The sequence below is a fragment of the Acinetobacter sp. NRRL B-65365 genome (genome assembly GCF_001605865.1).
In the GTDB taxonomy this organism is placed as follows: Bacteria; Pseudomonadota; Gammaproteobacteria; order Pseudomonadales; family Moraxellaceae; genus Acinetobacter; species Acinetobacter vivianii.
This window is the reverse complement of the sequence record NZ_LRPD01000018.1, coordinates 22457-49124: the sequence shown is the minus strand read 5'-3', so window position 1 is coordinate 49124 and position 26668 is coordinate 22457. Positions and strand designations below refer to the sequence as shown.

The window sequence follows — 26668 nt, the reverse complement described above, 5'->3', positions numbered from 1 at the left end:
TTTTAAGCGCATTTTAAGTTTTTTTGCTGTGCACTTTTATGGAACATTTCTGTTTTCTGCTGAGTTAAGCTTATTTTGAAAGCATTTTGCACTTTCTTTACCTCGATGAAATGCCTCTTTTTTGTGCAAAAAATAATCTTGAATGGGTTGGTGCGTCTAAATCGCTCAAAAAAATATAAGGATGCTAGATCGGCCTTAATTCAGAACGATTAAAAATTTGAGTAAGACGAATTTACTCATTAAGACCACGATGAAATATGGTTTAGCTGAAGTTGGCACAGCAATTGCTAATTACTTTGCGATGCAATTTAAAATTTAAATCAGTCGAATATCCATCATGGGGGAGATCAAGATGATGAAATTTGCATGTAAAGCAATCGCGTTGAGTATTTGTGCAGTGACTTCAACTTTTGCGATGGCAGAAGAAACAAATACATTATCTCAATACGGCCTGAGTTTTTCAGGAACGGCTGCGTTAACGACTGATTATCGTTATCGTGGTATCACACAAACTCAATCTGATCCTGCAGTACAAGGTGGTTTTGCATTAACACATTCATCAGGTCTTTATGCTGGGGTATGGGGTTCAAACGTTAACTTTGGTGGGGCTGATCCTCATCTTGAGCTAGATCCTTATGTGGGCTATGCGACTGAGTTACCATTTGCAGGTAAGCCGACTTTAGATGTCGGTTTATGGTACTACGGTTATCCAAGTGCATCTGACCTGAACTGGTTAGAACTTTACGCAAAACTAGGCTTTAAAAATGTATTAGCATCAGGTGATAGCCTATTAGGTAGTTTGAACTACACCAATGACTTTGCTGGTACAGATGAGAATGGCTGGTATGTGAACGCAACCTATAACATTCCGTTTGCAGATACTGGCTTTGGTGGTGTAGCAAGTGTCGGTTATACCAAAGTAGATAACTATGACTTTAACAGTGATGCAACAGATGGTCTTGATGATAATTATGTCGATTGGAAAGTTGGTGTGACGTATAGCGTGAAATCAGTATCTGGTTTAACTGCTGAACTCGCAGCAGTAGGAACCAATATTGACGCCAATGTACAGCCGTTAAAGCGTGGTACAGAAACAGGTGCAGTATTTACCTTGACCAAAGCATTCTAGGCTTGGTTGGATAAACAAAAAGCCAGCTCTATTGCTGGCTTTTTTATATTGAATGATATTCACTTGAGGGAAGCCGTTTAAATCTAATCATGACTTGCGATAGATTCAGAATATAGATAATCCCATTCTGATAATCAGAAAGACTAAAAGGAACAGAAAAAATATCCGGATAAACTGACTACCATATCGTAGTGCCAGAAATACGCCGACTAAAGCACCCATAACATTACAGATGGCAATCATTAAGCCAATTTCCCACAGCACATGACCTGTAGGGATAAAGAATAAAAGTGCAGAGCTAAAAGTACCAATATTCACAATTTTCGCTGATGCAGATGCGTTGAGAAAATCAAAGCCAAACACTTTTACAAATAAGAACAGCAGAAAGCTACCGCTACCCGGCCCAAACACACCGTCATAGAATCCAATCAAACCACCAAAAAAGATTCCCAGAACAATTTCTTTATGCCCACATTTGACATAAGTGCTATGTGCGCCTAAGTCCTTCTTGAGAAAAGTATAAATCGCCATCAAGATGAGTAAAAAGAAAACAAGATAGGTCATGAATTGCTTGGGAATTTGCGCAACTGTCATGGCACCAATAAAGGCAAATATGAATGCTGAAAGCATGGTAGGGATGAGCAACTTCCAGACAAATTTAATTTTATTCACATATCTAAAAATAGAGGAAACGGTACCTGCCCACACGGCGAGTTTATTGGTACCTAAAACAGTGGTAATACTGTGTTGTGGCAAAGCATGTAATAGCGCGGGTATTTGCACTAAACCGCCACCACCTACTGCGGCATCAATCAGACCACCACAGAACGCAAAAAATCCTAACATGAGTAGTGCGGTGTCATAGGTCATAATCGCCAACCTTTGGGAAAGTTGATTTGGCTGGAAGTGTTAGGTCATTTGTTCGGAATATTTATCCAGCTTATTCATGATGAATTCAGCTTATATCGTTTATTTTTTGCCAATAAAAATGAGCATTCTTCTATTTTTGAAATCAAAAACTGTATAAACACAAATGAACGGTGTCTGTTTTCAACATAACCTGTTGCCTTATGAAACTCAATTGAATTGTGCCGACCTTTAAATTGCATGTTCGATAAATACAGTTAAGACAATTATTTTTATATACTTTTTTTCAAATCTTGGTTAATAAAAGAATCCGTACTACGACGGATTCTTTTATTGAAAAATTTCGATAAAAATTTTAGGTTTGGTTGCCGCGATAGGATAGTGCTTCGGTTAAATGACTAGTTGAGATCAGATCACTTTCTGCTAAATCGGCAATCGTGCGCGCAACACGCAATACACGATGGTAGGCGCGTGCAGACAAGTTAAGTCGTTGCTGGGCCATCTCAATAATTTTTGTCGAACTGTCATCTAGCAGAGCATGCTGTTCTAGTAACTTCGGTGATAAAGCCTGATTTAAGCACTGCTGTCTTTGGATCTGTTTTTCGTAGGCAGTGATCACACGTTGCCGCACGCTGGCAGAATTCTCGGTTGACGTACGATCTTGTAGTTCCTGAGCCTGTAACGGTGGTACATCAATATGTAAATCAATACGATCCAGCAATGGGCCTGAGATACGATTTTGGTAGCGTTGAATACTTTCAGGGGAACATTGGCAACGGCTGTCCTGATTAAAGGCATAACCACATGGGCAAGGGTTCATTGCGGCAATAAACTGGAAATTTGCAGGAAAGGTCATTTGTCGTGCGGCACGAGAAATCACAATTTCTTTGGACTCTAAAGGTTGACGTAATACTTCCAGTACCTTGCGATCAAATTCTGGCAATTCATCCAGAAACAGGACGCCTAAATGAGCCAAAGTGATTTCCCCGGGCTTGGGTTGAGAGCCGCCGCCAACCAACGCAATTGCTGAAGCTGTATGGTGTGGTGCTCTAAAGGGACGCTGGCCAAAACTGTGCGGTGCGTTGGCCACCGAATAAATACTGGCGACTTCTAGATTTTCTTGCGCATTGAGCGGCGGTAAAATCGAAGGCAGGCGAGAAGCCAATAAGGTTTTACCTGTGCCGGGTGGGCCTTTAAATAATAACGAATGTCCGCCCGCAGCGGCAATTTCTAGCGCTCGGCGTGGACGTAATTGACCTTTGACATCGGCAAGATCAAATTGATAGGCAGATGCAGCTGAGTTTGGTCGTTGTGGTGCAGCTGCCAGCTGGGCATTGCCCGAAAAATGTGCACAAACTTCTTGTAAGTGCTGCGCCGCATAGACTTCAAAATCGGGAAGCTGGCTTGCTTCATCCAGATTTTCAGTGGGCAGTAGAAGGCGATGTTTGGCTTGTTGGCAGGCCATTGCGATGGTTAATGCCCCAGAAACAGGACGTAAGTGTCCATCAAGCGCCAGTTCCCCTATAAATTCAAAGCCTTCTGTACTGTGTTCTGGTAATTGTCCAGAAGCAATCAGAATCCCCAAGGCAATCGGTAAGTCCAGTCGAGAACCATCTTTGGGTAAATCGGCTGGTGCTAAATTGATGGTTAAGCGTTTGGTGGGAAACTGAAAACCGCTATTGATGATGGCAGAACGCACACGATCTTTACTTTCACGGACAGCGGCTTCAGCTAAGCCAACAATTGTTAAAGAAGGAAGGCCTGAACTAATGTGGACTTCAACTTCAATCTGAGGAGCATGTAACCCCAATAGCCCTCTCGTATATATCTTGGCAAAAGACATCTTGTTATTGTTCCATTGTGGTGCTTTATTTTTAATCATTCTGAGGTGCGAAATGCACCAAGTTGGTGCTTATTTTTTGTTCTGAATCACTTCTTCAAGTGTTTTCATTTGTTGCTGAAGTTCAGTCAAACGTTGGTTGGCTAACTCAAGCGCTGTTCTTTGGCGGTCAAGTTCTTGTTTTGAAACTAAATCCAGTTTTTCGATACTCTCGTTTAATAAAGCACGCAGATTTTTTTCTAAATCCTTTTTCGGCTGGTCAACTTGCTGCAAAATTGCTTGTAAAAGAGTTTCAATCATAAAGTACTCAATAAGTTATGTATATTTGCTGCTCAGTGTATCACTGCTTGTGTCAATCCTCTAGCACAGTTAAGGCCAGAACGAGGAGTGACTTATAAATCCAGTGAAACAGGAGCAAATGATACTTATTTTCGATGGACTATCTACATCTTCAAGGCTAAATAGGTTATAAAGAAAGCTTATGTCCGATATTTAAAAACCCCCAACCTTTAAATATTGGCATGAAAATTGAACATAAAACCTTACTGGTGAAAATAAGCCGAAGGAAAACAAACATGAAGCTTGTAACTGCAATTGTAAAACCATTCAAATTGGATGATGTGCGTGAAGCACTTTCTGAGATTGGTGTTCAAGGGATTACCGTAACTGAAGTCAAAGGTTTCGGACGTCAAAAAGGTCACACAGAATTGTACCGTGGTGCAGAGTATGTGGTTGATTTCTTACCAAAAGTAAAGATTGAAATTGCAATTAGCGATGAAATGGTTGATGCCGTCATTGAGTCGATTACTCGTGTCGCAAGCACAGGCAAAATTGGTGATGGCAAAATTTTTGTGACCAATTTAGAGCAAGTGATCCGTATCCGTACGGGCGAGACTGGGCCAGATGCTGTCTAAGTTGGCACAAACTTTGCTGAGCTATTAAATATAGCAATAGCTCGCGAAATCAGGTTGGGGGACACGAATGAAAAAAATGCTTATGGCGCTCAGTCTATCTGGCGCACTCTTAGGTGGTTCAGCGGTGGTTTGGGCAGAAGATGCTGCTTCAACGCCTGTTACTGAACACGCTGTAGCAGTTGACACTACAACTGCCTCAACAGAAATTGTTGCAGCAGAAGCGCCAGCTCCTGTGGAAGCAATACCAGCACCTGCTGCGGAAGCAACGGTCGATACAGGTGATACAGCATGGGTTCTTGTTTCAACTGCGTTAGTGCTGTTGATGACGATTCCGGGCTTAGCCTTGTTCTATGGTGGTATGGTTCGTAAGAAAAACGTACTGAGTACCATGATGTTCAGCCTTTCAGCGGCAATTCTTGTAAGTTTGATCTGGGTGACAGTGGGTTATTCTCTGGCGTTCTCTGGTTCAGGTGCTTATGTTGGTGACCTTGCGAAAGCCATGCTGAATGGCGTTGCCTTTGATGCCTTGACAGGCACTATTCCTGAAAGTCTATTCGTTATTTTCCAAATGACCTTTGCCATCATTACGGTTGCAATTATCAGTGGTTCGATCGCTGACCGTATGAAGTATTCTGCATTTATGGCCTTTATCGCAGTTTGGGTGATCCTGGTTTATGCCCCGATTACACACTGGGTTTGGGCAGCAGATGGCTGGTTATTTAAAGCAGGTGCGTTAGATTTCGCGGGTGGTACTGTTGTCCATATCAATGCGGGTGTCGCGGGTCTGGTTGCAGCGTATATGTTAGGCAAACGTACTGGTCTAGGCCGTGAGTCTATGGCGCCACATAACCTGACCTTAACCGTCATTGGTGCAAGCTTGATCTGGGTTGGCTGGTTTGGCTTTAATGGTGGTAGTGCTTTAGGTGCTGGTGCACGTGCAGGTATGGCGATTTTGGTAACACAAGTTGCCGCTGCGGCTGCTGCATTCTCTTGGCTGATTGTTGAACGTGTGATTCGTGGTAAAGCTTCCGTACTGGGTGGCGCATCAGGTGCTGTTGCTGGTTTGGTTGTGATTACACCTGCTGCTGGTTTCGTTGGTGTAGGTGGAGCATTGATTATGGGTCTTATCGGTGGTGTGGTGTGTTTCTGGGGAATTACAGCATTGAAACGCCTGCTTAAAGCGGATGATGCCTTGGATGCATTTGGTCTACATGCGGTGGGTGGTATTGTTGGTGCGATTCTGACAGGCATCTTCTATAGCGATGAAATCATCAAAGCCGCGAACGTTGCACTTGCACCAACTTTTGCAGGCCAATTGTGGGTGCAAATCGAGGGTGTATTGGCAACCATCGCTTACAGTGCAATCGTGACCTTCATTATCCTTAAAGTGATCGATTTGGTGATTGGGATCCGTGTTAGCGCTGATGATGAGCGTATGGGTCTTGACTTGAGTCAACATGGCGAACGTATTGAATAACACAGACAAGATGTGATTTAAAAACAGCCTCATGGGGCTGTTTTTTTATGCCTGTAGGGTGCTGGTTCTGCAATTGAAGAAACTTTGCTACACTTAGGCAAAGAGATTAAATAATCGCGCAACTATGCATTGTCCATTTTGTAACGCTGCTGATAGTAAAGTTATCGACTCCCGTTTGGCCGCCGAAGGGTGCCAGATTCGTCGTCGTCGTGAGTGTGTCATTTGTGGTGAGCGTTTTACAACATTTGAAAGTTATGATGTGGTAATGCCACGTGTTATCAAATCGGATGGTAAAAATGAGCCATTTGATGAAGCAAAATTACGTCGCTCATTGATGCATGCTTTACAGAAACGTCCTGTAACCCAAGAACAGATTGAAACCGTACTCAGCGATATCCAGTCGCATATTCGCCGTTTGGGTGAACGGGATGTGAAGTCCAGAACGATTGGTGAAATCGTTATGCAGGCGCTTTTTGCGCTCGATCATGTAGCATATGTACGATTTGCTTCTGTGTATCAGGATTTTCAGGATGTCGATGCTTTTCGTCATCAAATTGAACAAATGCAACAACGCGAAAATGACAACTAAATTAGAGAAATCATGTCTGAGTTAACCCAAGATCATTTATCCGAACAGCAGTACTGGATGCAACGTGCCATTGAACTGGCGCGACTTGGACAATATTCGACGAAACCAAATCCAAATGTGGGTTGTGTCATTGTCAAAGATGGACAACTGATCGGGGAAGGTTATCACCCCAAAGCAGGTCAGCCTCATGCAGAGGTATTTGCCCTGCGTCAGGCGGGTGACCATGCCAAAGATGCAACCGCTTATGTGACATTGGAACCGTGTGCCCATTATGGTCGAACGCCGCCCTGTGCCGAAGCATTGGTGAAAGCACAGGTCAAAAAAGTTGTGGTTGCATGCTCGGATCCCAATCCGTTAGTGGCTGGCAAGGGCGTTCAGATCTTGCAGAATGCAGGCATTGAAGTTGAAACAGGCATTTGTGTCGATCAGGCAAAAACGCTCAACTTTGGCTTTTTAAAAGCCATGTCGACCGGTTTGCCTTATGTTCGTTTAAAAGTGGCCTCGAGTCTTGATGGGCGTACTGCAATGGCTTCGGGTGAGTCCAAATGGATTACGGGAACTGAGGCGCGTCAGGATGTCCAGCATTGGCGTGCAATTTCAGGCGCCGTGATCACAGGTATTCAAACCGTGCTGGCAGATGATTGCGAGTTAAATGTTCGTGTTTTGACTGATGTTGATATTTCAACGGTGGTACAGCCGAAACGAATCGTGTTAGATCGCCAAGGGCAACTGCCATTGTCAGCCAAGATGTTACAAAATCCTGAAACAGTGATGGTGATGACACCATTTCGTCAAGAACTTGCCGATTTAGGCGTGATACAATTGACGCCGCAACCTTTAAATCAATTATTGCAGACCTTATCTCAACAGTATCAAATTTATGATGTATTGGTTGAGGCAGGTGCAACTTTATCTACCGCCTTTTTACAGCAAGGTTTGGTTGATGAAATGATTAGTTATGTTGCACCAACTTTACTTGGTCAATCTGCCCGCGCTATGTTCAATGCTGAATTTAGTAAAATGGCAGAACAACGACGATTTGAGTTGGTCGATGTAACCCAACTTGGGCAAGACATTCGCCTAAGATTGCTCCCTATCCAAGAGTTGATATGAATCCAGAACCATCGGTTTATCACAAACGTCGTCATGCGGCCCGTACGACTGACGAATATCTTTTTCATCAGTTAGTTCCTTATCTTGGGAATAAGCGTCGTCTTCTACATTTGATTTTAGAAGCGCTTGAGATTACAGGAACGCTGAATAGCAAGAAAAAGAATCCACCGATTTTTGCGGATTTTTTTGCAGGCAGTGGGGTGGTTTCCCGTTTAGCCCGTCAAAATGGCTATCGTGTGATTGCCAATGACTGGGAACCGTATAGTCATGCGCTGAATCATGCGATTTTGGCTTGTGTTGATGCACCTGCATTTAAAGAATTGGGTGGCTATCAAAAAGCCATTGATTATCTAAACCGTTTGCCTGAAGTCAAAGGCTGGGTCACGCATAATCTATGTCCACGCAATGATGATGTGTACGACCCTGCACGTGACCGCCTATTCTTCAAACGCCGTAACGGCATGCGTATTGATGCGATTCGTCAGCAGATTGCCACTTGGCAGGCACAGGGTGCAATTAATGATGTAGAAATGAGTGCTTTGTTAGCACCGTTACTGTATTCAGCCAGTTTTGTTAGTAATACCAGTGGCGTTTTCAAAAGTTTCCATCAGGGCTGGGGCGGACGTACTCAAACGGCACTGGAACGGATCGAGTCATTGTTATGGCTGACACCAAGCCGTTTCTGCGAGATTGGTGATCCTAAACGTCCTGCGGCAGAAATGTGGTGTGTCGATGCCCAGCATCTTGCCAATCAGATGAGTGGTTTTGAAGTGGATGTGGCTTATCTGGACCCGCCTTATAATCAACATGCTTATAGCAGTAATTATCACGTTCTCAATGCATTGACCTTATGGGATCAAGTCGATTTACCTTCACCTGATACCAAAGGTTTTAAAAGCGGTATTGATCGTGCTTGGCGTAAAGAACGTCCAAGTCCTTATAACTCTTCTAAATATGCCAAAGAGGCTTATGAAAAGTTATTGGAAACGATTAATGCTCGTTATATTTTGACTAGCTACTCGACCGACGGAAATATCGAACCAAAAGACTTGCTGACTGCCAATTTAAAGCGCGGTAAAGTCACCTTGTTGACTCAGGATGTACCGCGTTATCGGGTGAGTAAACAGCGTCAGTCTGAACGGGCACGTGTACTGGAATTTATTGTGATTACCGATACGCACGCTAAGTCTGGACCGCCGTTACGGCAGTTGTTAGGGCAGTTGTATCACTTCGCTGAATTGGGCGGGGTCGATACTACAGGGAATAGTACCCAACTGGCACTTTGGTAAAACAGAACACCACTTTTTAAAAGTGGTGTTTTTGTATTCAGTTTCTTTGTTAAATCGGATAATTAGATAAATAAAATCGGTTTATATAATAAGTATCTGTTTTTATAGTAAATATCTTACATTTTTTAGTCATTTCTTTGGTGTCGGTCAGTTTGGTTAAATCTGCTGTTAAAAAGAATGAAAATTAAAAAAGATAAATAAAAACAATTAATTGAATTCTGTTTTTGTATCTTTTTTAGTTGTTTTTACGCACCGATTTTAGAGAAAAATCTTTTGATCAATCGTTTAAAAATTTACCAAACAATATTGACCAGTTTCAAAAATAAATATAGTTTGCCGAGCTTAATTTAGGGTCTTGCCTATTTGCAGCGATGACCAAGAGAGGTTGTTATGAGTCGCTCGGAACCCACCTTATTGGGGCAATGTGTAGCCGAATTTTTTGCTACCGCAATTTTTTTATCATTTGGTATTGGTGTGGTGGCTGCACTTAAGCTTGCAGGAGCAAGTTTAGGTCTGTGGGAAATCAGCATTGTATGGGGCTTGGCAGTTGCATTGGCTGTCTATTTGTCTGCTGGTATTTCTGGGGCACACCTCAATCCTGCCGTGACCATCGCTTTGGCTCTATTTGCTGGCTTTGATAAGCGTAAAGTCCCGTTCTATATCATTGCCCAAGTCGCAGGTGCTGCGACAGGCGCACTGCTGGTATATGGGCTATATAGCAATTTATTTGTAGATTATGAACAGACGCATCACATGGTTCGTGGCAGTGTAGAAAGTCTGGAGCTGGCGGGAATTTTCTCAACTTATCCGCATCATCTATTGTCGCTGGGTCAGGCTTTCATGGTCGAGATGTTTATTACCATGTTATTGCTGTGGCTGATTATGGCAATTGGTGATGACAGCAATGGTTTGCCGCGTGGTGCTTTGGCACCGATTCTGGTCGGTTTGCTGGTTGCCGTGATTGGTGCTTCTTTTGGCCCATTGACTGGCTTTGCCATGAATCCTGCACGTGATTTTGGCCCGAAAATCGTGGCTTATTTCTCAGGCTGGGGACCAGTTGCGTTTACAGGTGGCCGTGATATTCCTTATTTCATCGTACCCATCATTGCACCGATCGTGGGCGCATGCTTAGGTGTGTTGGGCTATAAATTATTCTTTAGCCATTTCCTGATCAAGAATCAGGTTGCAACCAAAGACACAGCAGAACAGCAAATCTCTGAAATGCAATAAATGCATGATTCAATCATGTGTAGAAAGAGGGTGGTCAGATGATCGCCCTTTTTATTTGCTTTGGGGATGCCTTGTTATCTCGGGTTCTTTGCTTTAAGGTATCTGATTCACTGTGGCAGACACTGCAATAAAGATAGGTTGAAACTCCCATGTTTACAGGCATTATTGAAAGTTTAGGTAAGGTTGAGAGCCTACAAAGTGTAGGCGGTGATGTTCGTCTACGTATCCAGACTGACTTGGACATGTCTGATGTACATTTGGGTGATTCGATTGCCACCAATGGGATTTGCCTGACTGTGATTGAGTGGGGTGAAAACTGGTATGCGGCAGATGTTTCCCGTGAAAGCTTGAACCGTACTACGCTTGGGCAATGGAAAGTCGGACAGGCGGTGAATGTTGAAAAAGCGATGTTGCCGACCACACGTTTTGGTGGACACATTGTTAGTGGTCACGTTGATGGGCTGGGTGAGATTACGCTGGTTCGCGAAGACGCGCGTTCTCTGTACTTTGAAGTGACTGCTCCGGTTGAGCTGGCAAAATATCTGGCTGAAAAAGGTTCTGTTACGGTCGATGGCATTAGCCTCACCATTAACCATTTACGTGGCAATATTCTAAGCCTGAATTTGATTCCGCATACCGCTGAACGTACCAATATTGGCACTTGGCAGGTGGGAAGCAAAGTGAATTTAGAAGTTGATGTATTGGCACGTTATATCGAGCGTTTATTGTTAGGTGATAAGGCGGCTGAGCAGAAAACTGAATCGAATATCAGCATGGCTTTTTTAGCTGAAAACGGTTTCTTAAAATAAAAGATAAAGTATAAAAAAGCCCAGTTTAAACTGGGCTTTTTATTATTTCTCGTCCGAGAACTCACTGTTCTTCAAAATATATTCAATTTCATCTTGTGCCAGTGCATGCAGCTTGGCACGGAATACCGTCACTGCTTGCTCAATCAGGCCTTCGGCTTCAAGCTCAAGTCGGACACGGACACTTTCCAGCTCAGACAGAATCTGCTGATCATCAATGGCGATGCGCTGACCGCGTGCATAATCAATACTTGGGTGTTCTGGGTTAGTCTGGTAGCGCTCGGTCTGTTGCGCAATTTCCTGATCGATATGACCACGTAGCGCAAGTAAATTCTCGGTTTGTTGTTCAAACTGACGCGCTTCATCTGCTTGCAGTTGTGCGGCATAAGCGGCTTCAGCTGCACGTTTTTCTTCCAGTGCTTTTTCTAGCGCCAGTTGTTTGCGAATGCGTGCCTGTTCCAGCAATTCTGCTTTTAAATCTGCATAGGCTTGATCAATGCGCTGTTGAGAACGCTGTTGAGCGTTCTCCTCATTCTGTGTCCACGTTTGAATTGAGGTTTGTGGTAATAACAGATCACAGATACGTGCTAAATCTTCCTGATAGGTCTGACGAACCGCCTCAGGTGCATTTAACCAACGTTTTTTAAAATCCTGACCTACATTTAATGCCACAAGACACTCCTAAAATGATGTTTTTTATTGCCAATTTATAATTTAAATGTACGAGGTTCTATACCCAAACGTCGATACATTTTAAATTTTTCCCGCCCAATCTGTTTCGCAGTTTCATTATTTTCAATAATTTCGATAATGTGGCGAAAATCTTGAGTTTGTTCAAGTGCATGATTGTTAAAATTAAACACGATCCAATCATTGGATGGTGGTAAGTCTTTTGAAATACACACTGGACTATGCGGCTGGTCAATCCCATGCGCAATGAAACTTTTTGGATCGAAGCTCCAGAGCATCTCATCCAGTTCATTTTGCAAGTCTGGATCAGCACAGTACCACCAGATGTGGGGATGCTGGTTCAGAATCTTGCGACACAAACGGCAAGCACTTTCGACTTGCCGTTCCTGACTGTTTTCAAAGAGATAAAAACTAATTTTAGCCATTCGTTTGAACACGATTAGCCAAGAATTGCATCAATAATGGCACTGGACGACCCGTAGCACCTTTAGTGGCGCCAGATAACCACGCCGTACCTGCCACATCAAGATGCGCCCAACGGTAGTCGCGAGTGAAACGTTCGAGGAAGCAGGCCGCTGTGATTGCACCGCCGTATGGGCCACCAATATTGGCAATATCGGCAAAAGGTGAGTCGAGTAATTCTTGATACTCTTCCATCACGGGCATGCGCCATACACGGTCAAGTGACTGTTCGCCTGCCTGTTGCAAGTCTTGTGCAAGTTCATCATCTGGCGTAAATAAGCCACTGACCACTTTACCCAGTGCAACCACACATGCACCTGTAAGTGTTGCAATATCAATCACAAGGGCTGGGTTAAAGCGTTTGATATAGGTCAAGGTATCACACAGGACTAGACGACCTTCTGCATCAGTATTTAGAATTTCTACAGTTTGCCCGCTCATGGTCGTTACGATGTCACCGGGACGCGTCGCATGAGCAGATGGCATATTTTCTGCTGCGGCAATTGCACCAACCACATGAATTGGCAATTGTGCTTCACAGAGAGCCTGAATGGTTCCAAGAACTGAAGCTGCGCCGCACATATCAAATTTCATTTCATCCATGCCTAAGCCTGGTTTTAATGAAATACCGCCAGTATCAAAAGTCACACCTTTACCCACCAGCACCACAGGCGCTTGATCAATTTGGGCATTGTATTCGAGAGTAACAATACGACCCGGACGATCCGAGCCTTTGCTCACGGCAAGGAAGGCATACATGCCCAAATCAGCCATTTGCTGCTCATCCAGTACAGTGACTTTCAATAAGTCTGGATATTGTTTAGCAAGCGCAAGTGCTTGATCTGCGAGATATTCAGGGAAACAAATATTTCCAGGACGGTTACCCAGATCACGCGCAAAGTTTTGACCCGACTGAACCGCATGAATCAGCTTTAACTGTGCTTCATCTAACGTGGTCTGGCTGGCAATCAGGTGAATGGTTTCTAGCACGAACTCATTCTTTTTCGACTTAAACTCGTCATAGCCATAAGCCGCTTGCGTGAGGCTCAATACAAATAGTGCGTGTAAATCAGCAGGTAGAGCTGAAAGATCGAGACTAATTTGTTTAAATTTATTTTGTGATGATTTGATAATGCTTTGTGCGAGTTTTGCTAATTTTGTCGCTTTTAGCTCGTCACTTTTTCCAAGCCCTAATAATTGTGTGTTGGCTTGAACAGAGACATTGGCAAGCAAGGCCAAGTTATCGTTAAAACCTGCTTTGTATTGGGTTGCGTTAAGGACGTCATCTAGTTGGTTGATTTGATAAGTATTTAAGTTCTGTTGTAATTGTTCTGAATCAACCAAAATCCACAAAGATTCGCTAGACGCCTGAGCTGGGAATGCGTTTTGAAGTGTAAATTTCATTGTTTGTATAGAACCTAATGAGCAAAAAAGAAAGATAAGTCCATTAAACACTTTCAGATATGAGGTTGCAATCCGCAACAAGCGATAGGTTTTATATTTTTAACATTCGGGTAAACTAGCGTTACCTTCGATTGGTCTTTTGGAAGTATTACTTTGATTATTCGGCGTTATCTCGTCAAACAGGTGGTTTCGACATCTCTCGTCGTCATTGGTTTATTAACCATGATCATGATGGGTGGTCGTTTGATCAAGTATTTTGGCGTAGCAGCTCAAGGTCGTTTGGATGCTGGTATCTTATTTAGCATTATCGGCTATCGCTTACCTGAATTTTTAACGTTGATTCTCCCTTTAGGTTTCTTTATCGCATTAATGCTGGTATTCGGGCGTCTGTATGTCGACCATGAAATGGCAGTTTTAAATGGCAGTGGCGTCAGTCGGAATCAGTTGGCTCGTTTATTGTTGCCAATGACTGTGGTGTATCTGGTGGTACAGACCTGCTTAATGGTCTGGATGGGGCCGTGGGGCTTACGTGAGTTTGAAAAATTAACCAGTACCCAAGCGGTGCGGACCGGATTTGATCTGGTGCGTCCGAAAGAGTTTATTTCTTCGGGGCCTTATACCATTTATGCAGGCTCGCTTTCAGAAGACCGTAAGAACTTAAAAGATATTTTCTTCTATCAAAAAGGCAATCAGCCCGATAAACCGGATGTCATGATTCTGGCAAAAGAAGCAACACGAGTTGAAGTTGCCAATGATACTGCCAATGTAGTGGATCTCGTCCAAGGCCGTCGATACGAGATTTATCCGAATCAACCACGTTACACGCAGGCAGAATTCCAGTCTTATCGTTTACGTTTAGAAAATGACAAAGACGTAAAATTTGAGAGTGGTGATGTTGAAGCATTATCCATGTCCAAGTTATGGGAAAAACGTGATGATCCTGTCGTGCGTAGTGAACTGGGCTGGCGTGTGTTTGGCCCATTTGTAATTATCGTGGCTTTAATGCTGGCGGTCGCATTGTCTGAGGTAAGTCCGCGTCAAGGGCGTTATTATCGTTTGATTCCGGCGATCTTTATCTTTGCCAGCTTGATCGTATTATTGATTGCGATTAAGACCCGAATCAGTAAGGAAGAGCTTGATATCTGGGCTTATCCAGTGGTTCTTCTTGTTTATGCCATTGCCGCAGCAGTTTTTGCGCGGAAACAAAAACTGGCACCAAAATTTAAAAGAAGTATTCAGCGAGTGGGGTTGTGATGTTAGCACGTCGAATAGTCGCCAAACATGTGACAAAAACCACGATCCTAGCCATGCTGGGAACTACGCTGGTGTTATCTTTCTTGCAGGTTCTGTTCACCTACTTAGGTGAATTAGGCTCGCTCAAGCCCGACTATAATGCGTGGCAAGCTTTCCTGTATGTGATGTGGGGTGCGCCGCATTATCTATATGAAATCCTTCCTGTTGCGGCCTTGATTGGTTCCGTACTGGGGCTTGGGGCATTGGCATCAAACAGTGAATTGATCGTGATGCGTTCTGTCGGGATTAGCTTATGGCGAATCGTCGGCTGGGTGATGCGTTCGGCACTGTTATTGATTGTATTGTCTTTTGTTCTGAGTGAATGGGTGATTCCTTATACCAACGAACAGGCACAAAGTATTAAGAAGCAACGTAGTGTGGCTGCGTTGGGTGAAGTCAAAGGTTACTGGACCCGTGAAGGGCAGCGTTTTATTTATATTGATTACGCCAACTCAAAAGGTCAGTTACGTAATATCCAGTCGATTGATTTTGACAAGGATTACCGTTTACAGTCTTTTGTGAATGCTGAAAAGGGCCAGTTTGTTAAAGATGGTCAATGGACTTTAGAGCAATCACATCAGGTTGATTTATTGGCACAAGGTAATGCCATTAAAACCGATCATGATCAACAGGCTTTGGGTCTGGCATTACAGCCGAAATACGTGCATATGGTGACTTTAGATCCTGAAGATTTATCACCAAGCCAGTTGATTAGTTTTATGCGCTATATGGATGAATATAGTCAGGTACCGAAAACCTATGAACTGGCGTTCTGGCAAAAAGTGACCTCGCCGTTTGCCTTGATTACGCTGGTTTTAATTGCGTGCTCGTTCATTTTTGGCCCACTACGTCAACAGTCGATGGGCTTCCGTCTAGTGATTGCCTTATTTACGGGACTTGGCTTCTTCTACTTACAAGATTTCCTCGGCTATGCAAGTTTGGTCTATGCACCATCTCCAGCATGGTTTGTGCTGATGCCTGTAGTTCTCATCTTTATGGTGGGAAGTTACTTACTCTATCGTGCAAGATAATGGATCTTTCATTCATGGGCTCTATCATCGGTATTGATGAAAGCCATGAGTGAGGTCATAGAGAAATACCTTAAACTTCGGTAAAATATACCGATCAAATGATCGACAAATAGAGAGTCCATTATGACGGATGCAAATGCTGGCAAAATTCCTCACGTTCTCGTAATCATGGATGGCGTAGGACATCGTGAAGCAGTTGATGACAATGCCTTTCTGGCAGCAAAAACACCCAACCTCACGGCAATGAAAGCAAAGCATCCGAATAGTTTAATTTCTGGCTCAGGTGAAGATGTGGGCCTGCCTGATGGTCAAATGGGCAACTCTGAAGTCGGGCATATGAATCTGGGTGCAGGTCGTGTGTTGTATCAGGACTTCACTCGTATTACCAAAGACATTCGTACGGGTGCTTTTTTTGAGCATGAAGTTCTGGTGGATGCGGTTGAAAAGGCTAAAGCAGCGAATGGCGCCGTGCATGTGATGGGCTTGTTATCAGAAGGTGGTGTTCACTCGCATGAAGATCACATTGTCGCAATGTGCGAACTGGCGTTAAAACGCGGTGCAAAAGTGTATTTACATGCTTTCCTTGATGGACGTGATACACCGCCACGTAGTGCTCAACCTTCATTAGAAAAACTGGATGCCTTATTTGCACAATATCCAAATCAAGGTCGTATTGTGTCGATGATTGGCCGTTATTTCGCGATGGATCGTGACAATCGTTGGGATCGCGTTGAACAAGCATATCGTTTAATGACGGAAGGCGAAGCCGTACGTGTCGCCAATTCAGCAGTTGAAGGTTTAGAGCAAGCCTATGCAGCCAATGAAAATGACGAGTTTGTGAAAGCAACACGTATTGGCGACATTGTCAAAGTTCAAGATGGCGATAGCATTGTTTTCATGAACTTCCGTGCCGATCGTGCTCGCGAAATCACCCGCGCTTTTGTGGAAAAAGATTTTGCCGGTTTTGAACGTAAAGTGGTGCCGAATTTATCTAAATTTGTCATGTTGACGCGTTATCAGGCCAGCATTGATGCACCAGTTGCGTATATGCCAGAAGGGCTTAAGAACTCGATTGGTGAATACCTGTCTGATTTGGGCAAAACCCAATTGCGTATTGCTGAAACTGAGAAATATGCGCATGTGACTTTCTTCTTCAGCGGTGGACGTGAAGATGAATATCCAGGTGAAAAGCGTATTTTGATTCCATCACCGAATGTTGCAACTTATGACTTAAAGCCTGAAATGAGCGCTTATGAAGTGACAGATGAGTTGGTCAATGCCATTAATTCAGGTGAGTTTGACCTGTTGGTGGTGAACTATGCCAATGGTGATATGGTCGGACATACAGGTGTGTTTGATGCAGCGGTAAAAGCGGTTGAAACAGTGGATACCTGTTTGGGTCGTGTTTATGATGCCGTGATGGCAAACAAAGGACACATGTTAATTACTGCGGATCATGGTAATGTAGAGCAAATGCAAGACTATGACAGTGGGCAGGTTCATACCCAGCACACCACTGAACTGGTGCCATTTATTTATATTGGCCCAACTCAGGCAACGATCGCGGAAGGTGGTGTATTGGCTGATGTGGCACCAACATTACTGCATTTAATGCACATTCCTGTACCGCCAGAAATGCAGGGTAAGAACTTAATTACTTTAAAATAAGGTGAAGCAATGACCCAGCACAACAACATTTACCGAGCCTTATGTGCAAGTTTGTTGATGTGTTGGGGGCATAGTATTTATGCGGCACCGATTACGCATTCATCGGGATGGACGGAAGATGCGCCTCCCACGGCTGAAGTCCCGATTGAATCGATTCAACAATTTGTCCAGATCTACGGTATTGTTAAAGATAACTATGTCGATAAGAAGTCGGACGATGCGCTGTTTCAACAGTCAATTAAAGGGTTGGTCAGTGGTTTAGACCGTTATTCCCGTTATCTCTCGGCAGAAGAATATCGTCAACTGATTCAATATACCGAAGGGGATTTGGCCTCTGTCGATTTTAATTTAAATTATGATGCCCATTCTAAATCTTGGCAGATTCAGGATTTAAAAGCAGGTTCTGACTCGAGTAAGCTGGGTTTACGTAATGGACAAGCCATTGTTAAAGTGGACAATCAGGAATTAAAAAATCTCAACAAAGATCAGGTGCAAGGCCTGCTGTATGGCTCAATTGGTAGTACCGTACAGATCCAGCCAGAGAATAATAACAGTACCACCATTCTAGTCAGAAACAAGAAAGTAGAAACCGATATTGAACCTGTTTTAATGCATAATCAGGTACTTGTACTTAAAATTAGAGTTTTCCAGCAAGACACCGCCAATGAAATTAAGCGTTTAATCGAAGAATATAGTTCAGCCAAACTTAAGGCCGTTGTTCTGGATTTACGTAATAATCCCGGTGGTCTATTGTCTGCCGCAGTTGAGTCAGCGGATTTGTTCCTGAATCAGGGACTGATTGTGACCACCAAAAGCCGTTCGGAAGGCGATCAACAATTTCAGGCTTTACCTTCCTTTGAATTTCAAAATCTGAAACTGGGTATTTTAATTAATAAACGCTCAGCCTCGGCTGCTGAGGTTTTTACCGCTGCCTTGAAAGAACATAAGCGAGCTTGGGTTGTGGGTGAAAATAGTTATGGTAAAGGTGTGGTGCAGAAACTGTTTCCTTTACCGAGCGGCGCTGCCTTGCAAATGACGGTATCGCATTACTACACCCCTAATGGCAACATGATTGAAGGGCAAGGGATTCAACCGAATCAGATTTCGCCTTTAGCACCTGAAATGAAAGAAGATACTTATCTTGAACATGTCACTGATCTGGTGTTAAAAAGCCGATACTAAAAAATAAAGCTCCTTTTTAAGGAGCTTTATTTTTAAAGATTATTCGTCATCTTCGGTATCTAAACCAAATTTTTTCAGGCGATAGCGTAAAGAACGGAAGGTCATTCCCAACTTTTTCGCCGCTAAAGTGCGATTCCAATGCGTCAGATTCAGCGCATTTAGAAGAATTTCTTTTTCGATATTTTCTAAATAGCGTTCTAAGCCTTCAGGTGGAAGCTTTTTCGAACTCATTGTTGGGCTAGCAGAATGTTGTGGGGTTTCCACTTCTTCTGGGGTCGTATTGGCAAATGAAGGTGCTGGATGTGCAATTGAGCTGCGTAATGGAGCCGTTTGCAAATGGGCCAGATCAATCGATTCATCATCGCTTAGTGTCATTGCACGTTCAATGATATTGCGCAGTTCACGCACATTTCCCGGGAAATATTGCTGTAATAAGAACTGCTCTGCACGAGAGGAAAGCGTCTTAACAGAGACTTCCCATTCCTGACTAATCTTTTGAATAAAATGATTGGCCAGTAGCAGAATATCCTGACCGCGCTCACGTAATGGCGGCAAGACCAGATCCATGACATGAATACGGAAGAACAAATCTTGTCGGAATCGGCCTTGTTGGACGAGCATTTCAAGATCTTGATGGCTGGCACTGATCACACGGAAATCGACATCAATTTCCTGATCTGAACCGACAGGACGAATTTTCTTTTCCTGTACAGCGCGTAGTAATTTGACCTGCATATTTAAAGGCAATTCAGCAATTTCATCTAGAAATAAACTACCGCCGTGTGCAGAAAGAATTAAGCCTTGCTTATCCTGTGTTGCACCAGTGAAGCTGCCTTTCTTGTGTCCAAATAACTCGCTTTCCATCAATTCAGTTGGAATCGCACCGCAGTTAATGGCAATAAAAGGCCCTTCGCTACGGTTACTTAAACGATGCACCAGATTGGCAACCACTTCTTTACCTGTGCCTGACTCCCCTGTAATGAATACAGGTGCCTGAGAGCGCGCAATCTTCTTTAAAGCAATACGCAGTTGCTGGATTGGTGCTGAACGTCCAATCAGAAGCTTATTTTCTAAAGCGGTTTCAGCGGCTTCCTGTTCAGGCTGTGGTCGATTCAAAGCTTTCTGGATCAGCTGATCCAAGTGCATTTGATTCACGGGTTTGCTGACAAAATCAAACGCACCTGCTTTGAGTGCTGCGATTGCAATGTCCATGTTGCCATAGGCCGTTAGAACAGCAATCGGCGTGTTGGGATAGTTTTGGGTCACATGTTTGACCAGATCTAAACCGTTACCATCTGGCAGGTTTAAATCTGTTAAGCATGCATCATACTGGAACTCAGTAAAGAATTTTTTTGCCTGTTCGACACGATAAGCGATATGTGTCTTGATGCCCATGCGCGCAAGCGTCATCTGCATTAAAAGACATAAGTCCTCTTCATCGTCTACGAGCAAGACGAGTGGTTGTTTTGTTGCCATTTCCCCGAAAAACCTAATCTAATCTATGAATTTTGAGCATTCCATCCTGAAACATGCTCCTTGTTGTCGCTCTATATAGGTGAGCTTTGCATGATTCGCCTCACAAAATGTGTGAGACAAGTACAATCCTAAACCAGTTCCTTTAATTTCGGTACTAAAAAATGGTTTGAATAACTGAGAAATATCCCGTTTTGAGACACCCATCCCAAAATCGATGACATCAATGCAGATTCGACCTTCTTTTTCATGCACATCCACTTCGATAAAAGGGGCATCTGTTGCGTTATGGCGTAACGCATTACGGATCAGATTAATTAGCACCTGACGTAATTGTTTTTCATCAAATGCGATCACAGTCTGTTCTGCTAGTTTTAACTGGATCATCTGTTTTGCATCAGCCAGATCTTCATTTAATAAACTTTCAAAGAACGGGGTGAGCTGGATGGGTTGTGCTTCTGTTGGTCTGTTACGAGCCATCGCCAAAGTATCTTGAACAATGCTGTCAATGCGTTTGGCTTGCTTGCTAATCATCCGTGACAGCATTTCTTGCTGATGTGCATCACTGTCTTTTAGGAGTTCATTGGCCTGTACAATTGCAGCCAATGGATTGCGAATTTCATGGGCAATACTGGCAGAAAGTTGTCCTAATGCCGCCAGCTTGAGTTGCTGTACCTGCTGGGTTAATTTTTGTGCATCTTTCAAGATCAGCAAGACCAGTGCCTGCTCGGGCACAATCAAATGTTTGACTCGAACATGAACTGTATACGGGCTTTGTTGCGATTCAAAACTAAACTCTTCGCCGTCCTTTAAATCACTAAACTTAATCAGTTCAAATAGATCAGGCTGCAACTTGATCAATGGTGTTTTTTCAAGAGAAACAGGTAGATAAATACCCAGTAATGTATTGGCCGCCGGATTGGTCAAGACAATATGATTGCTTTCATCCAGTACCAAATAACCGTCTTCAATTTGCTCGAGAATGTAACGATTAATATTTTGCAGCTGATGAATTTCAATCGATTGATGGAAAGTAAGGGTTTCTAGAATTTTAAAACGTTGGACTGCAATTCGGCCAATGGCATGCACAACAAAAAATAAAAAGGCCAGAAAGACGCTATTGCCGAGATGAGTTAAGTTAATTGCATCAAAAAAATCACCTAAAAAGCGCTGGTATACCACCATGATGACGGCAAACAGGGTAATGATCAGTGATAGCTGTGAATTTAATAAAATGGCTGAGGAGAAAATAATGATGACATACAGCAAGCTGAGTTGCAGGTTTGGCCCACCAGATGAGAATGTGATTAAACTCAAGCAGATGACATCAATCAGGAAGATAACGATCAGCTGTCTGGACACCTGTACAGGGACTAAGTGCAAGATAAAAAGCTGAATGATATTTAGTGTGATATACGCGATCAGGGTATAAAAATATAAAGCTGGATAAATATAATTGGCGCTTAATTGCTCAGCGGTCAATAAATAAATCAGCAGCAGGCTAACGGCAATAATCAGCCGATAGCCGCTATACCAAACGCCCAGTCGATAGACGGTCTGAGAGACCGATGATGCAATTTTCCCTAACATAGGCGTTGACTATTATTTTAAGAATTTTAAGGTTTAATCAGTCCATAGCGTATCGCAAGATGCGTCAGTTTGACATCACTATCAATCGCCAGTTTTTCAAAAATACGATAGCGATAAGTATTTACGGTCTTCACGCTGACAAATAATTTATCTGCAATTTCCTGTGCGCTGATACAGTTGACCACCATCATTGCCACCTGCATTTCACGTTCTGACAATGCATCAAAAGGGGATTGCTGGGTATCAGAAAGATAGGAGCTGGCCAGTTGCTCGGCAATATCTGCACTGAAATACTTGCCGCCTTGCATGACTTTATTAATCGCACGAACCATTTCGGAAATTGGCGCACCTTTGGTGATATAGCCTTTTGCACCTGCTTTGAGTAAAAGGGATGGGTAGGGCTCTTCCGCCAAGCCGCTAACAGCAATGACCTTAGTTTCAGGTGCACTCTGCAATAAACGTCGCGTTGTCTCAACTCCACCAATGCCAGGCATATTCACGTCTAGCAATACCACTTGGGGATGTTTCTGACGAACCAGCGCAATCGCTTCTTCTCCAGACTCAGCTTGTCCGATCACCTCAACATCGGGGTGGTCTTCCAGCATACGGCAAATCCCTGTGCGCACGAGTTCATGATCATCAACAACGAGAACAGTGATCAAGAAGACCTCCTTTTTTCAAAAACACTGGTTTTTTGTTACATAAAGCAAAATTAGCTTGCAATGAAACGACAAAATTAGCAATCCTATTCTTCGTTTCTAGCGAATAGTTGTACACAATTGTGTCTACAAAAGCTTTACCCGATTTGTTCAAATGTAAGGCATAATGGTGGTAAGCGCAAATGTGCAGCGTCCTGAGTTGAGTATTGTGTCGTGAAAAATTCTAAAAAATCTATCATGCATGTTCTAAGCATGTCTATCTTGTTGGCGTGGAGTTCAACAAGTTTTGCTGAACTGGTTGTGAATAACAATCCAGCTTCTTCGCGTGCGAGTGGTTCAGCAACATTAAACTGGTCTGCAAGTGATGCGAGCCAGTTAATGGAAGATGATGAACCCTTAGAGATTGGCCCTCAAGGTTCAACCTCTGTGACCACAACAGTGCGTAACAGTGGTTCAGCATCAATTACATCAAGTGCACCTCAGCAGTCGACACAGATTCGCGATACGTTTGGCTATAGCAGCCAGCCGTCAGTGAATGCACGTGCTGCTCTGGTCATGGATGCACAAACAGGTGAGGTGTTGTACAGCAAAAACAGTAACATGTCGGTTCCGATTGCTTCAATTACCAAATTGATGACGGCCGTAGTGACTGCTGATGCGCGCTTAAACATGTCAGAAGAAATTACCCTTGAGTCAATTGATTTTGCGGGTGCGGGTGGTAAAAACTCAAGCTCAACTTTACGTGCTGGCGATAAGATGAATCGCGCAGAAGCATTGTTATTTGCCTTGATGAAGTCTGAAAATCCAGCGGCAGCTGCATTGGCGCGTACTTATCCAGGTGGTCGTCCGGCATTTATTGCAGCGATGAATGCCAAAGCGAGGCAATTGGGCATGACTTCGACACGTTATGCTGAGTCAACAGGACTTGATCCACATAATGTCTCTTCTGCACGTGACTTAGGAATTTTAGTTAGTACTGCTTCACAATACGGTCTTATCCGTCAATTCTCAACTACACCAACCTATGACTTTAATCTAGGCTACCGTGTACTTAAGTCAAACAATACCAATGCTTTAGTCCGTAACGGCGGCTGGAACATTAACCTGTCAAAAACAGGTTATATCAATGAAGCTGGTCGTTGTGTCGTAATGCATACGACTGTGAATTCACGTCCAGCGGTTGTGGTGTTATTGGGTGCGCCAAGTTCGCAAGCACGTAATAGTGATGCAACCAATTTATTAAGCTGGTTAAGCACTTTGCCAAAACGTGTTTAATCCCGCTTGATGTAAAAAAACGCTTCATGATGAAGCGTTTTTTTTATCGTTAAAATTTACTTATCTTATATGAACGCATAAAAAAACCAGTTGCCTGCAACTGGTTTTTTTATTTCAGAATTTATTCTTACATATTTGAAAGAATCGAGTCTTTAACCTGATCCATTGTTGCATCAATTGACAACATCACTGCATCAGCACATTGCTTGATTGCAGTATCTGGATCTTTTAAGCCGTTACCTGTCACGGTACATACAATCACAGAACCTTCAGCAATTTTACCTGCCTTGATGTCACGGATTGCACCGCCAATTGAAGCGGCAGAAGCAGGTTCTACAAATACGCCTTCGTACATTGAAAGTAAGCGCTGTGCTTCCAAGATTTCGCTGTCTTGAAGCTCATCGAACCAGCCTTTAGAGTCACGTACTACTGCTTTAGCATGGTTCCAGCTTTGTGGATTACCGATACGGATTGCAGTTGCAACTGTTTCAGGGTTTTCAACAGGTGCACCACGTAAGAATGGCGCTGCGCCAGAAGCTTGGTAACCAACCATGGTTGGTAGGCCTTCTGGTTTAGGACCTGTGAACTGATCTGTAGCTGCATCATAAATCACTTGTTCGAACTGATCCGCAGGTTGGTTTGCTACAGCTTCGGTATAACCCATCCAGTGGGCGGTGATGTTGCCCGCGTTACCGACAGGCAAGCAGTGATAATCAGGTGCACGACCCAATGCTTCTACGATTTCATAAGCAATGGTTTTTTGACCTTGCAAACGATACGGGTTGATCGAGTTTACGATCGTTACAGGTGCCTGATCAGCAACTTCTTTGACCAAACGCATACCATCGTCGAAGTTACCACGGATTTGCATGGTGATCGCGCCGTACATCATTGCCTGCGCCATTTTACCCATCGCAATTTTGCCTTCCGGGATCAAGACGAATGCTTTGATACCTGCACGAGCTGCATAGGCTGCCGCTGCTGCTGAAGTATTACCTGTAGATGCACAGATAATCGCTTTAGAGCCTTCTTCAACTGCTTTGGTCACCGCCATGGTCATACCACGGTCTTTAAAAGAACCTGTTGGGTTCAGACCTTCGTACTTCACATAGATTTCGACGTTTTTGCCAATAATACGTGGAATGTTCTCTAGTTTAATCAGTGGAGTATTACCTTCACCTAAAGAAATTGCGCGTGTAGTTGCAGACACAGGTAAACGGTCACGATAACGATCTACAAGACCAGTATAACGATTGGCATTCGACATGATGGTGTTCCAATATAAGGTAGAGAAAAAATCCCGCTCAACAAGCTCCCTTTCAAAAGAGAGCAGTTCCATTCTTGAGTGAAGAAGGGTGAGGGGATTTAAACTGATTAACTATCGAGCGATTCTAAACGAATTCTCACGATTTCGCCACGAATTGCAGGTAATGCTTGAATTTGTGCAAGCGCTTCGTCCATTTTAGATTCAACGATCGGATCGGTTAAAATCACGATTGGAATCAGGTCTTTTAAGCGTGATTGCTGCATGATGGCATCAATACTGATGCCTGCACGGCTAAGAATAGTGGTCACATCTGCCAATACACCCGTTTGATCTTCAGCATTAAGGCGAATGTAATAACCCGTGGTCATTTCTTCGCGGCTAAGGATTGGCACATTGGTGAGTGCTTCAAAGGCAAGTTGAGGAATTGTTCCTGCGCCATCTTCGGTATACGAAATATCACGGACGATATCAATCACGTCAGCAACGACAGCAGAGGCGGTTGGGCCTGCACCTGCGCCAGCACCATAATAAAGTGTTGGACCAACGGCATTGGCTTGAACCAAGACAGCATTTTTCACGCCATTTACATTGGCAATCAATTCTTCCGCAGGGATCAAGGTTGGATGTACACGTAGCTCAATACCTTTGTCAGCGCGACGTGCAATACCTAAGTGCTTGATACGGAAACCCAGTTCTTCTGCATATTTCACATCTTGAGCCGTGATTTTGCTGATGCCTTCGGTATATACCTTATTGAACTGTAAAGGAATACCAAATGCACATGAAGCCAAAATGGTGAGTTTGTGTGCAGCATCAATGCCTTCAACATCAAAGGTTGGATCAGCTTCAGCATAACCAAGTTCTTGCGCTTCTTTTAAAACATCTTCAAAGGCACGACCTTTTTCACGCATTTCAGTCAGAATGAAGTTGCCTGTACCGTTAATGATGCCAGCAAGCCATTCGATATGGTTGGCTGCAAGACCTTCACGGATGACTTTAATGATTGGGATACCGCCAGCAACTGCTGCTTCATAAGCAATCTGCACAGCGTTGTCTTCTGCTGCCTTAAATAGCTCATTACCATGTTCAGCAAGTAACGCTTTGTTGGCTGTCACGACCTGTTTGCCATGTTTAATGGCTTCCATGATGACTTCATAAGCAGGATGAATACCACCCATGACTTCGACCACTACATCAACATCAGGTTGACGTACGATCTCCATCAAGTCATCACTTTGTTTGATCCCTTCGAGTTGTAAATCTGGACGTGGACGGCGTGTGCCTACGTGTGTAATTTGAATTTCTCGACCGGTACGGCGTTTAATTTCCGCAGCATTTTCTTGTAGTAATTTAAGGGCTCCACCACCTACAGTACCAAGACCGAGTATCGCCAGACGAACTGGTTTCACGTCACACTCCA

24 protein-coding genes are annotated in these 26668 nt (G+C 43.5%); 13 read left to right on the top strand and 11 right to left on the bottom strand.

Annotated elements, in window-relative coordinates:
• Positions 1-352 precede the first annotated feature (352 nt).
• Positions 353-1129 (top strand): TorF family putative porin, encoded by a 777-nt coding sequence (locus tag AWW72_RS09070; RefSeq protein WP_062847118.1) that lies wholly within the window; start codon positions 353-355, stop codon positions 1127-1129.
• Positions 1130-1234: 105 nt separating this feature from the next.
• Here the strand turns inward: AWW72_RS09070 and AWW72_RS09065 are convergent, their stop codons facing one another.
• The 3 genes from AWW72_RS09065 to AWW72_RS09055 all read right to left on the bottom strand — a co-directional run bounded on the left by AWW72_RS09065 (position 1235) and on the right by AWW72_RS09055 (position 4136).
• Complete coding sequence (locus AWW72_RS09065; RefSeq protein WP_062847117.1) at positions 1235-1999, bottom strand: sulfite exporter TauE/SafE family protein; 765 nt, start codon at positions 1997-1999, stop codon at positions 1235-1237.
• A gap of 352 nt (positions 2000-2351) precedes the next feature.
• On the bottom strand, positions 2352-3839 hold the full coding sequence (locus AWW72_RS09060) for a YifB family Mg chelatase-like AAA ATPase (RefSeq protein WP_062847138.1): 1488 nt from the start codon (positions 3837-3839) through the stop codon (positions 2352-2354).
• Between the two features lie 69 nt (positions 3840-3908).
• The gene (locus tag AWW72_RS09055; RefSeq protein WP_004773944.1) at positions 3909-4136 is read right to left on the bottom strand and encodes an accessory factor UbiK family protein; all 228 of its coding nucleotides are present in this window, start codon (positions 4134-4136) and stop codon (positions 3909-3911) included.
• A 275-nt stretch (positions 4137-4411) separates the two neighbouring features.
• Between AWW72_RS09055 and glnK the strand changes: the two genes are divergently transcribed.
• From glnK to AWW72_RS09020, 7 genes are all read left to right on the top strand, one after another.
• A complete protein-coding gene (gene glnK / locus AWW72_RS09050; protein WP_004656379.1) occupies positions 4412-4750 on the top strand; it encodes a P-II family nitrogen regulator in 339 nt (112 codons plus the stop codon).
• Between the two features lie 67 nt (positions 4751-4817).
• On the top strand, positions 4818-6227 hold the full coding sequence (locus AWW72_RS09045; RefSeq protein WP_062847116.1) for an ammonium transporter: 1410 nt from the start codon (positions 4818-4820) through the stop codon (positions 6225-6227).
• Between the two features lie 124 nt (positions 6228-6351).
• The gene (nrdR, locus tag AWW72_RS09040; protein WP_004773947.1) at positions 6352-6816 is read left to right on the top strand and encodes a transcriptional regulator NrdR; all 465 of its coding nucleotides are present in this window, start codon (positions 6352-6354) and stop codon (positions 6814-6816) included.
• Between the two features lie 12 nt (positions 6817-6828).
• A complete protein-coding gene (gene ribD, locus AWW72_RS09035; RefSeq protein WP_062847115.1) occupies positions 6829-7929 on the top strand; it encodes a bifunctional diaminohydroxyphosphoribosylaminopyrimidine deaminase/5-amino-6-(5-phosphoribosylamino)uracil reductase RibD in 1101 nt (366 codons plus the stop codon).
• Positions 7926-9218 (top strand): DNA adenine methylase, encoded by a 1293-nt coding sequence (locus AWW72_RS09030; RefSeq protein WP_004773949.1) that lies wholly within the window; start codon positions 7926-7928, stop codon positions 9216-9218. Before ribD ends, AWW72_RS09030 begins: the two co-directional genes overlap by 4 nt.
• Positions 9219-9608: 390 nt before the next feature.
• Positions 9609-10448, top strand: coding sequence for an MIP/aquaporin family protein (locus tag AWW72_RS09025; protein WP_062847114.1), 840 nt, complete (start codon positions 9609-9611; stop codon positions 10446-10448).
• A 149-nt stretch (positions 10449-10597) separates the two neighbouring features.
• Positions 10598-11257 carry a riboflavin synthase gene (locus AWW72_RS09020; protein WP_004773951.1) on the top strand — a complete coding sequence of 220 codons (660 nt, stop codon included), beginning with the start codon at positions 10598-10600 and terminating at the stop codon, positions 11255-11257.
• A 42-nt stretch (positions 11258-11299) separates the two neighbouring features.
• Here the strand turns inward: AWW72_RS09020 and blhA are convergent, their stop codons facing one another.
• Genes blhA through AWW72_RS09005 form a run of 3 tightly spaced genes read right to left on the bottom strand, consistent with a single transcriptional unit; the run spans position 11300 to position 13810 of the window.
• Positions 11300-11926 (bottom strand): cell division protein BlhA, encoded by a 627-nt coding sequence (blhA, locus tag AWW72_RS09015; RefSeq protein WP_062847113.1) that lies wholly within the window; start codon positions 11924-11926, stop codon positions 11300-11302.
• A 35-nt stretch (positions 11927-11961) separates the two neighbouring features.
• Positions 11962-12369 carry a DNA polymerase III subunit chi gene (locus tag AWW72_RS09010; RefSeq protein WP_047431845.1) on the bottom strand — a complete coding sequence of 136 codons (408 nt, stop codon included), beginning with the start codon at positions 12367-12369 and terminating at the stop codon, positions 11962-11964.
• Positions 12362-13810, bottom strand: coding sequence for a leucyl aminopeptidase (locus AWW72_RS09005; RefSeq protein ID WP_062847112.1), 1449 nt, complete (start codon positions 13808-13810; stop codon positions 12362-12364). The genes AWW72_RS09010 and AWW72_RS09005 overlap by 8 nt, the downstream gene beginning before the upstream one ends.
• Before the next feature lie 153 nt (positions 13811-13963).
• On the opposite strand from AWW72_RS09005, the gene lptF reads away from it, so the two are divergent.
• The 4 genes from lptF (at position 13964) to AWW72_RS08985 (ending at position 18984) form a co-directional block, all read left to right on the top strand.
• Complete coding sequence (gene lptF / locus AWW72_RS09000; RefSeq protein WP_004773955.1) at positions 13964-15064, top strand: LPS export ABC transporter permease LptF; 1101 nt, start codon at positions 13964-13966, stop codon at positions 15062-15064.
• Entirely contained in the window at positions 15064-16134 is a 1071-nt protein-coding gene (lptG, locus tag AWW72_RS08995; protein WP_062847111.1) for an LPS export ABC transporter permease LptG, read from the top strand. Before lptF ends, lptG begins: the two co-directional genes overlap by 1 nt.
• 123 nt (positions 16135-16257) lie before the next feature.
• Entirely contained in the window at positions 16258-17802 is a 1545-nt protein-coding gene (gene gpmI / locus AWW72_RS08990; RefSeq protein ID WP_062847110.1) for a 2,3-bisphosphoglycerate-independent phosphoglycerate mutase, read from the top strand.
• Positions 17803-17811: 9 nt separating this feature from the next.
• The gene (locus AWW72_RS08985; RefSeq protein ID WP_047431852.1) at positions 17812-18984 is read left to right on the top strand and encodes a S41 family peptidase; all 1173 of its coding nucleotides are present in this window, start codon (positions 17812-17814) and stop codon (positions 18982-18984) included.
• Between the two features lie 39 nt (positions 18985-19023).
• Here the strand turns inward: AWW72_RS08985 and AWW72_RS08980 are convergent, their stop codons facing one another.
• The 3 genes from AWW72_RS08980 to gacA are packed head-to-tail and all read right to left on the bottom strand — an operon-like array spanning position 19024 to position 22709.
• A complete protein-coding gene (locus tag AWW72_RS08980; RefSeq protein ID WP_004773959.1) occupies positions 19024-20460 on the bottom strand; it encodes a sigma-54-dependent transcriptional regulator in 1437 nt (478 codons plus the stop codon).
• Positions 20461-20478: 18 nt separating this feature from the next.
• On the bottom strand, positions 20479-22047 hold the full coding sequence (locus AWW72_RS08975; RefSeq protein WP_062847109.1) for a sensor histidine kinase: 1569 nt from the start codon (positions 22045-22047) through the stop codon (positions 20479-20481).
• Between the two features lie 26 nt (positions 22048-22073).
• Positions 22074-22709 (bottom strand): response regulator transcription factor GacA, encoded by a 636-nt coding sequence (gacA, locus tag AWW72_RS08970; RefSeq protein ID WP_004773961.1) that lies wholly within the window; start codon positions 22707-22709, stop codon positions 22074-22076.
• A 210-nt stretch (positions 22710-22919) separates the two neighbouring features.
• On the opposite strand from gacA, the gene pbpG reads away from it, so the two are divergent.
• Positions 22920-23981 (top strand): D-alanyl-D-alanine endopeptidase PBP7/8, encoded by a 1062-nt coding sequence (gene pbpG, locus AWW72_RS08965; protein WP_123773889.1) that lies wholly within the window; start codon positions 22920-22922, stop codon positions 23979-23981.
• Between the two features lie 127 nt (positions 23982-24108).
• On the opposite strand, the gene thrC is transcribed toward pbpG, so the two are convergent.
• Both thrC and AWW72_RS08955 read right to left on the bottom strand, forming a co-directional pair.
• Complete coding sequence (gene thrC / locus AWW72_RS08960; protein WP_004656353.1) at positions 24109-25248, bottom strand: threonine synthase; 1140 nt, start codon at positions 25246-25248, stop codon at positions 24109-24111.
• A 107-nt stretch (positions 25249-25355) separates the two neighbouring features.
• Positions 25356-26657 (bottom strand): homoserine dehydrogenase, encoded by a 1302-nt coding sequence (locus tag AWW72_RS08955; RefSeq protein ID WP_004773963.1) that lies wholly within the window; start codon positions 26655-26657, stop codon positions 25356-25358.
• Positions 26658-26668 lie beyond the last annotated feature (11 nt).

Coding starts and splice junctions, on each gene's coding strand:
- glnK (WP_004656379.1), top strand. CDS start 4,412: ATGAAGCTTGTAACTGCAATTGTAAAACCATTCAAATTGGATGATGTG.
- AWW72_RS09070 (WP_062847118.1), top strand. CDS start 353: ATGATGAAATTTGCATGTAAAGCAATCGCGTTGAGTATTTGTGCAGTG.
- AWW72_RS09065 (WP_062847117.1), bottom strand. CDS start 1,999: ATGACCTATGACACCGCACTACTCATGTTAGGATTTTTTGCGTTCTGT.
- AWW72_RS09045 (WP_062847116.1), top strand. CDS start 4,818: ATGAAAAAAATGCTTATGGCGCTCAGTCTATCTGGCGCACTCTTAGGT.
- AWW72_RS09030 (WP_004773949.1), top strand. CDS start 7,926: ATGAATCCAGAACCATCGGTTTATCACAAACGTCGTCATGCGGCCCGT.
- AWW72_RS09055 (WP_004773944.1), bottom strand. CDS start 4,136: ATGATTGAAACTCTTTTACAAGCAATTTTGCAGCAAGTTGACCAGCCG.
- AWW72_RS09025 (WP_062847114.1), top strand. CDS start 9,609: ATGAGTCGCTCGGAACCCACCTTATTGGGGCAATGTGTAGCCGAATTT.
- AWW72_RS08980 (WP_004773959.1), bottom strand. CDS start 20,460: ATGGCAACAAAACAACCACTCGTCTTGCTCGTAGACGATGAAGAGGAC.
- gpmI (WP_062847110.1), top strand. CDS start 16,258: ATGACGGATGCAAATGCTGGCAAAATTCCTCACGTTCTCGTAATCATG.
- AWW72_RS08975 (WP_062847109.1), bottom strand. CDS start 22,047: ATGTTAGGGAAAATTGCATCATCGGTCTCTCAGACCGTCTATCGACTG.
- AWW72_RS08985 (WP_047431852.1), top strand. CDS start 17,812: ATGACCCAGCACAACAACATTTACCGAGCCTTATGTGCAAGTTTGTTG.
- ribD (WP_062847115.1), top strand. CDS start 6,829: ATGTCTGAGTTAACCCAAGATCATTTATCCGAACAGCAGTACTGGATG.
- lptG (WP_062847111.1), top strand. CDS start 15,064: ATGTTAGCACGTCGAATAGTCGCCAAACATGTGACAAAAACCACGATC.
- thrC (WP_004656353.1), bottom strand. CDS start 25,248: ATGTCGAATGCCAATCGTTATACTGGTCTTGTAGATCGTTATCGTGAC.
- AWW72_RS09010 (WP_047431845.1), bottom strand. CDS start 12,369: ATGGCTAAAATTAGTTTTTATCTCTTTGAAAACAGTCAGGAACGGCAA.
- nrdR (WP_004773947.1), top strand. CDS start 6,352: ATGCATTGTCCATTTTGTAACGCTGCTGATAGTAAAGTTATCGACTCC.
- AWW72_RS09020 (WP_004773951.1), top strand. CDS start 10,598: ATGTTTACAGGCATTATTGAAAGTTTAGGTAAGGTTGAGAGCCTACAA.
- AWW72_RS09060 (WP_062847138.1), bottom strand. CDS start 3,839: ATGTCTTTTGCCAAGATATATACGAGAGGGCTATTGGGGTTACATGCT.
- AWW72_RS09005 (WP_062847112.1), bottom strand. CDS start 13,810: ATGAAATTTACACTTCAAAACGCATTCCCAGCTCAGGCGTCTAGCGAA.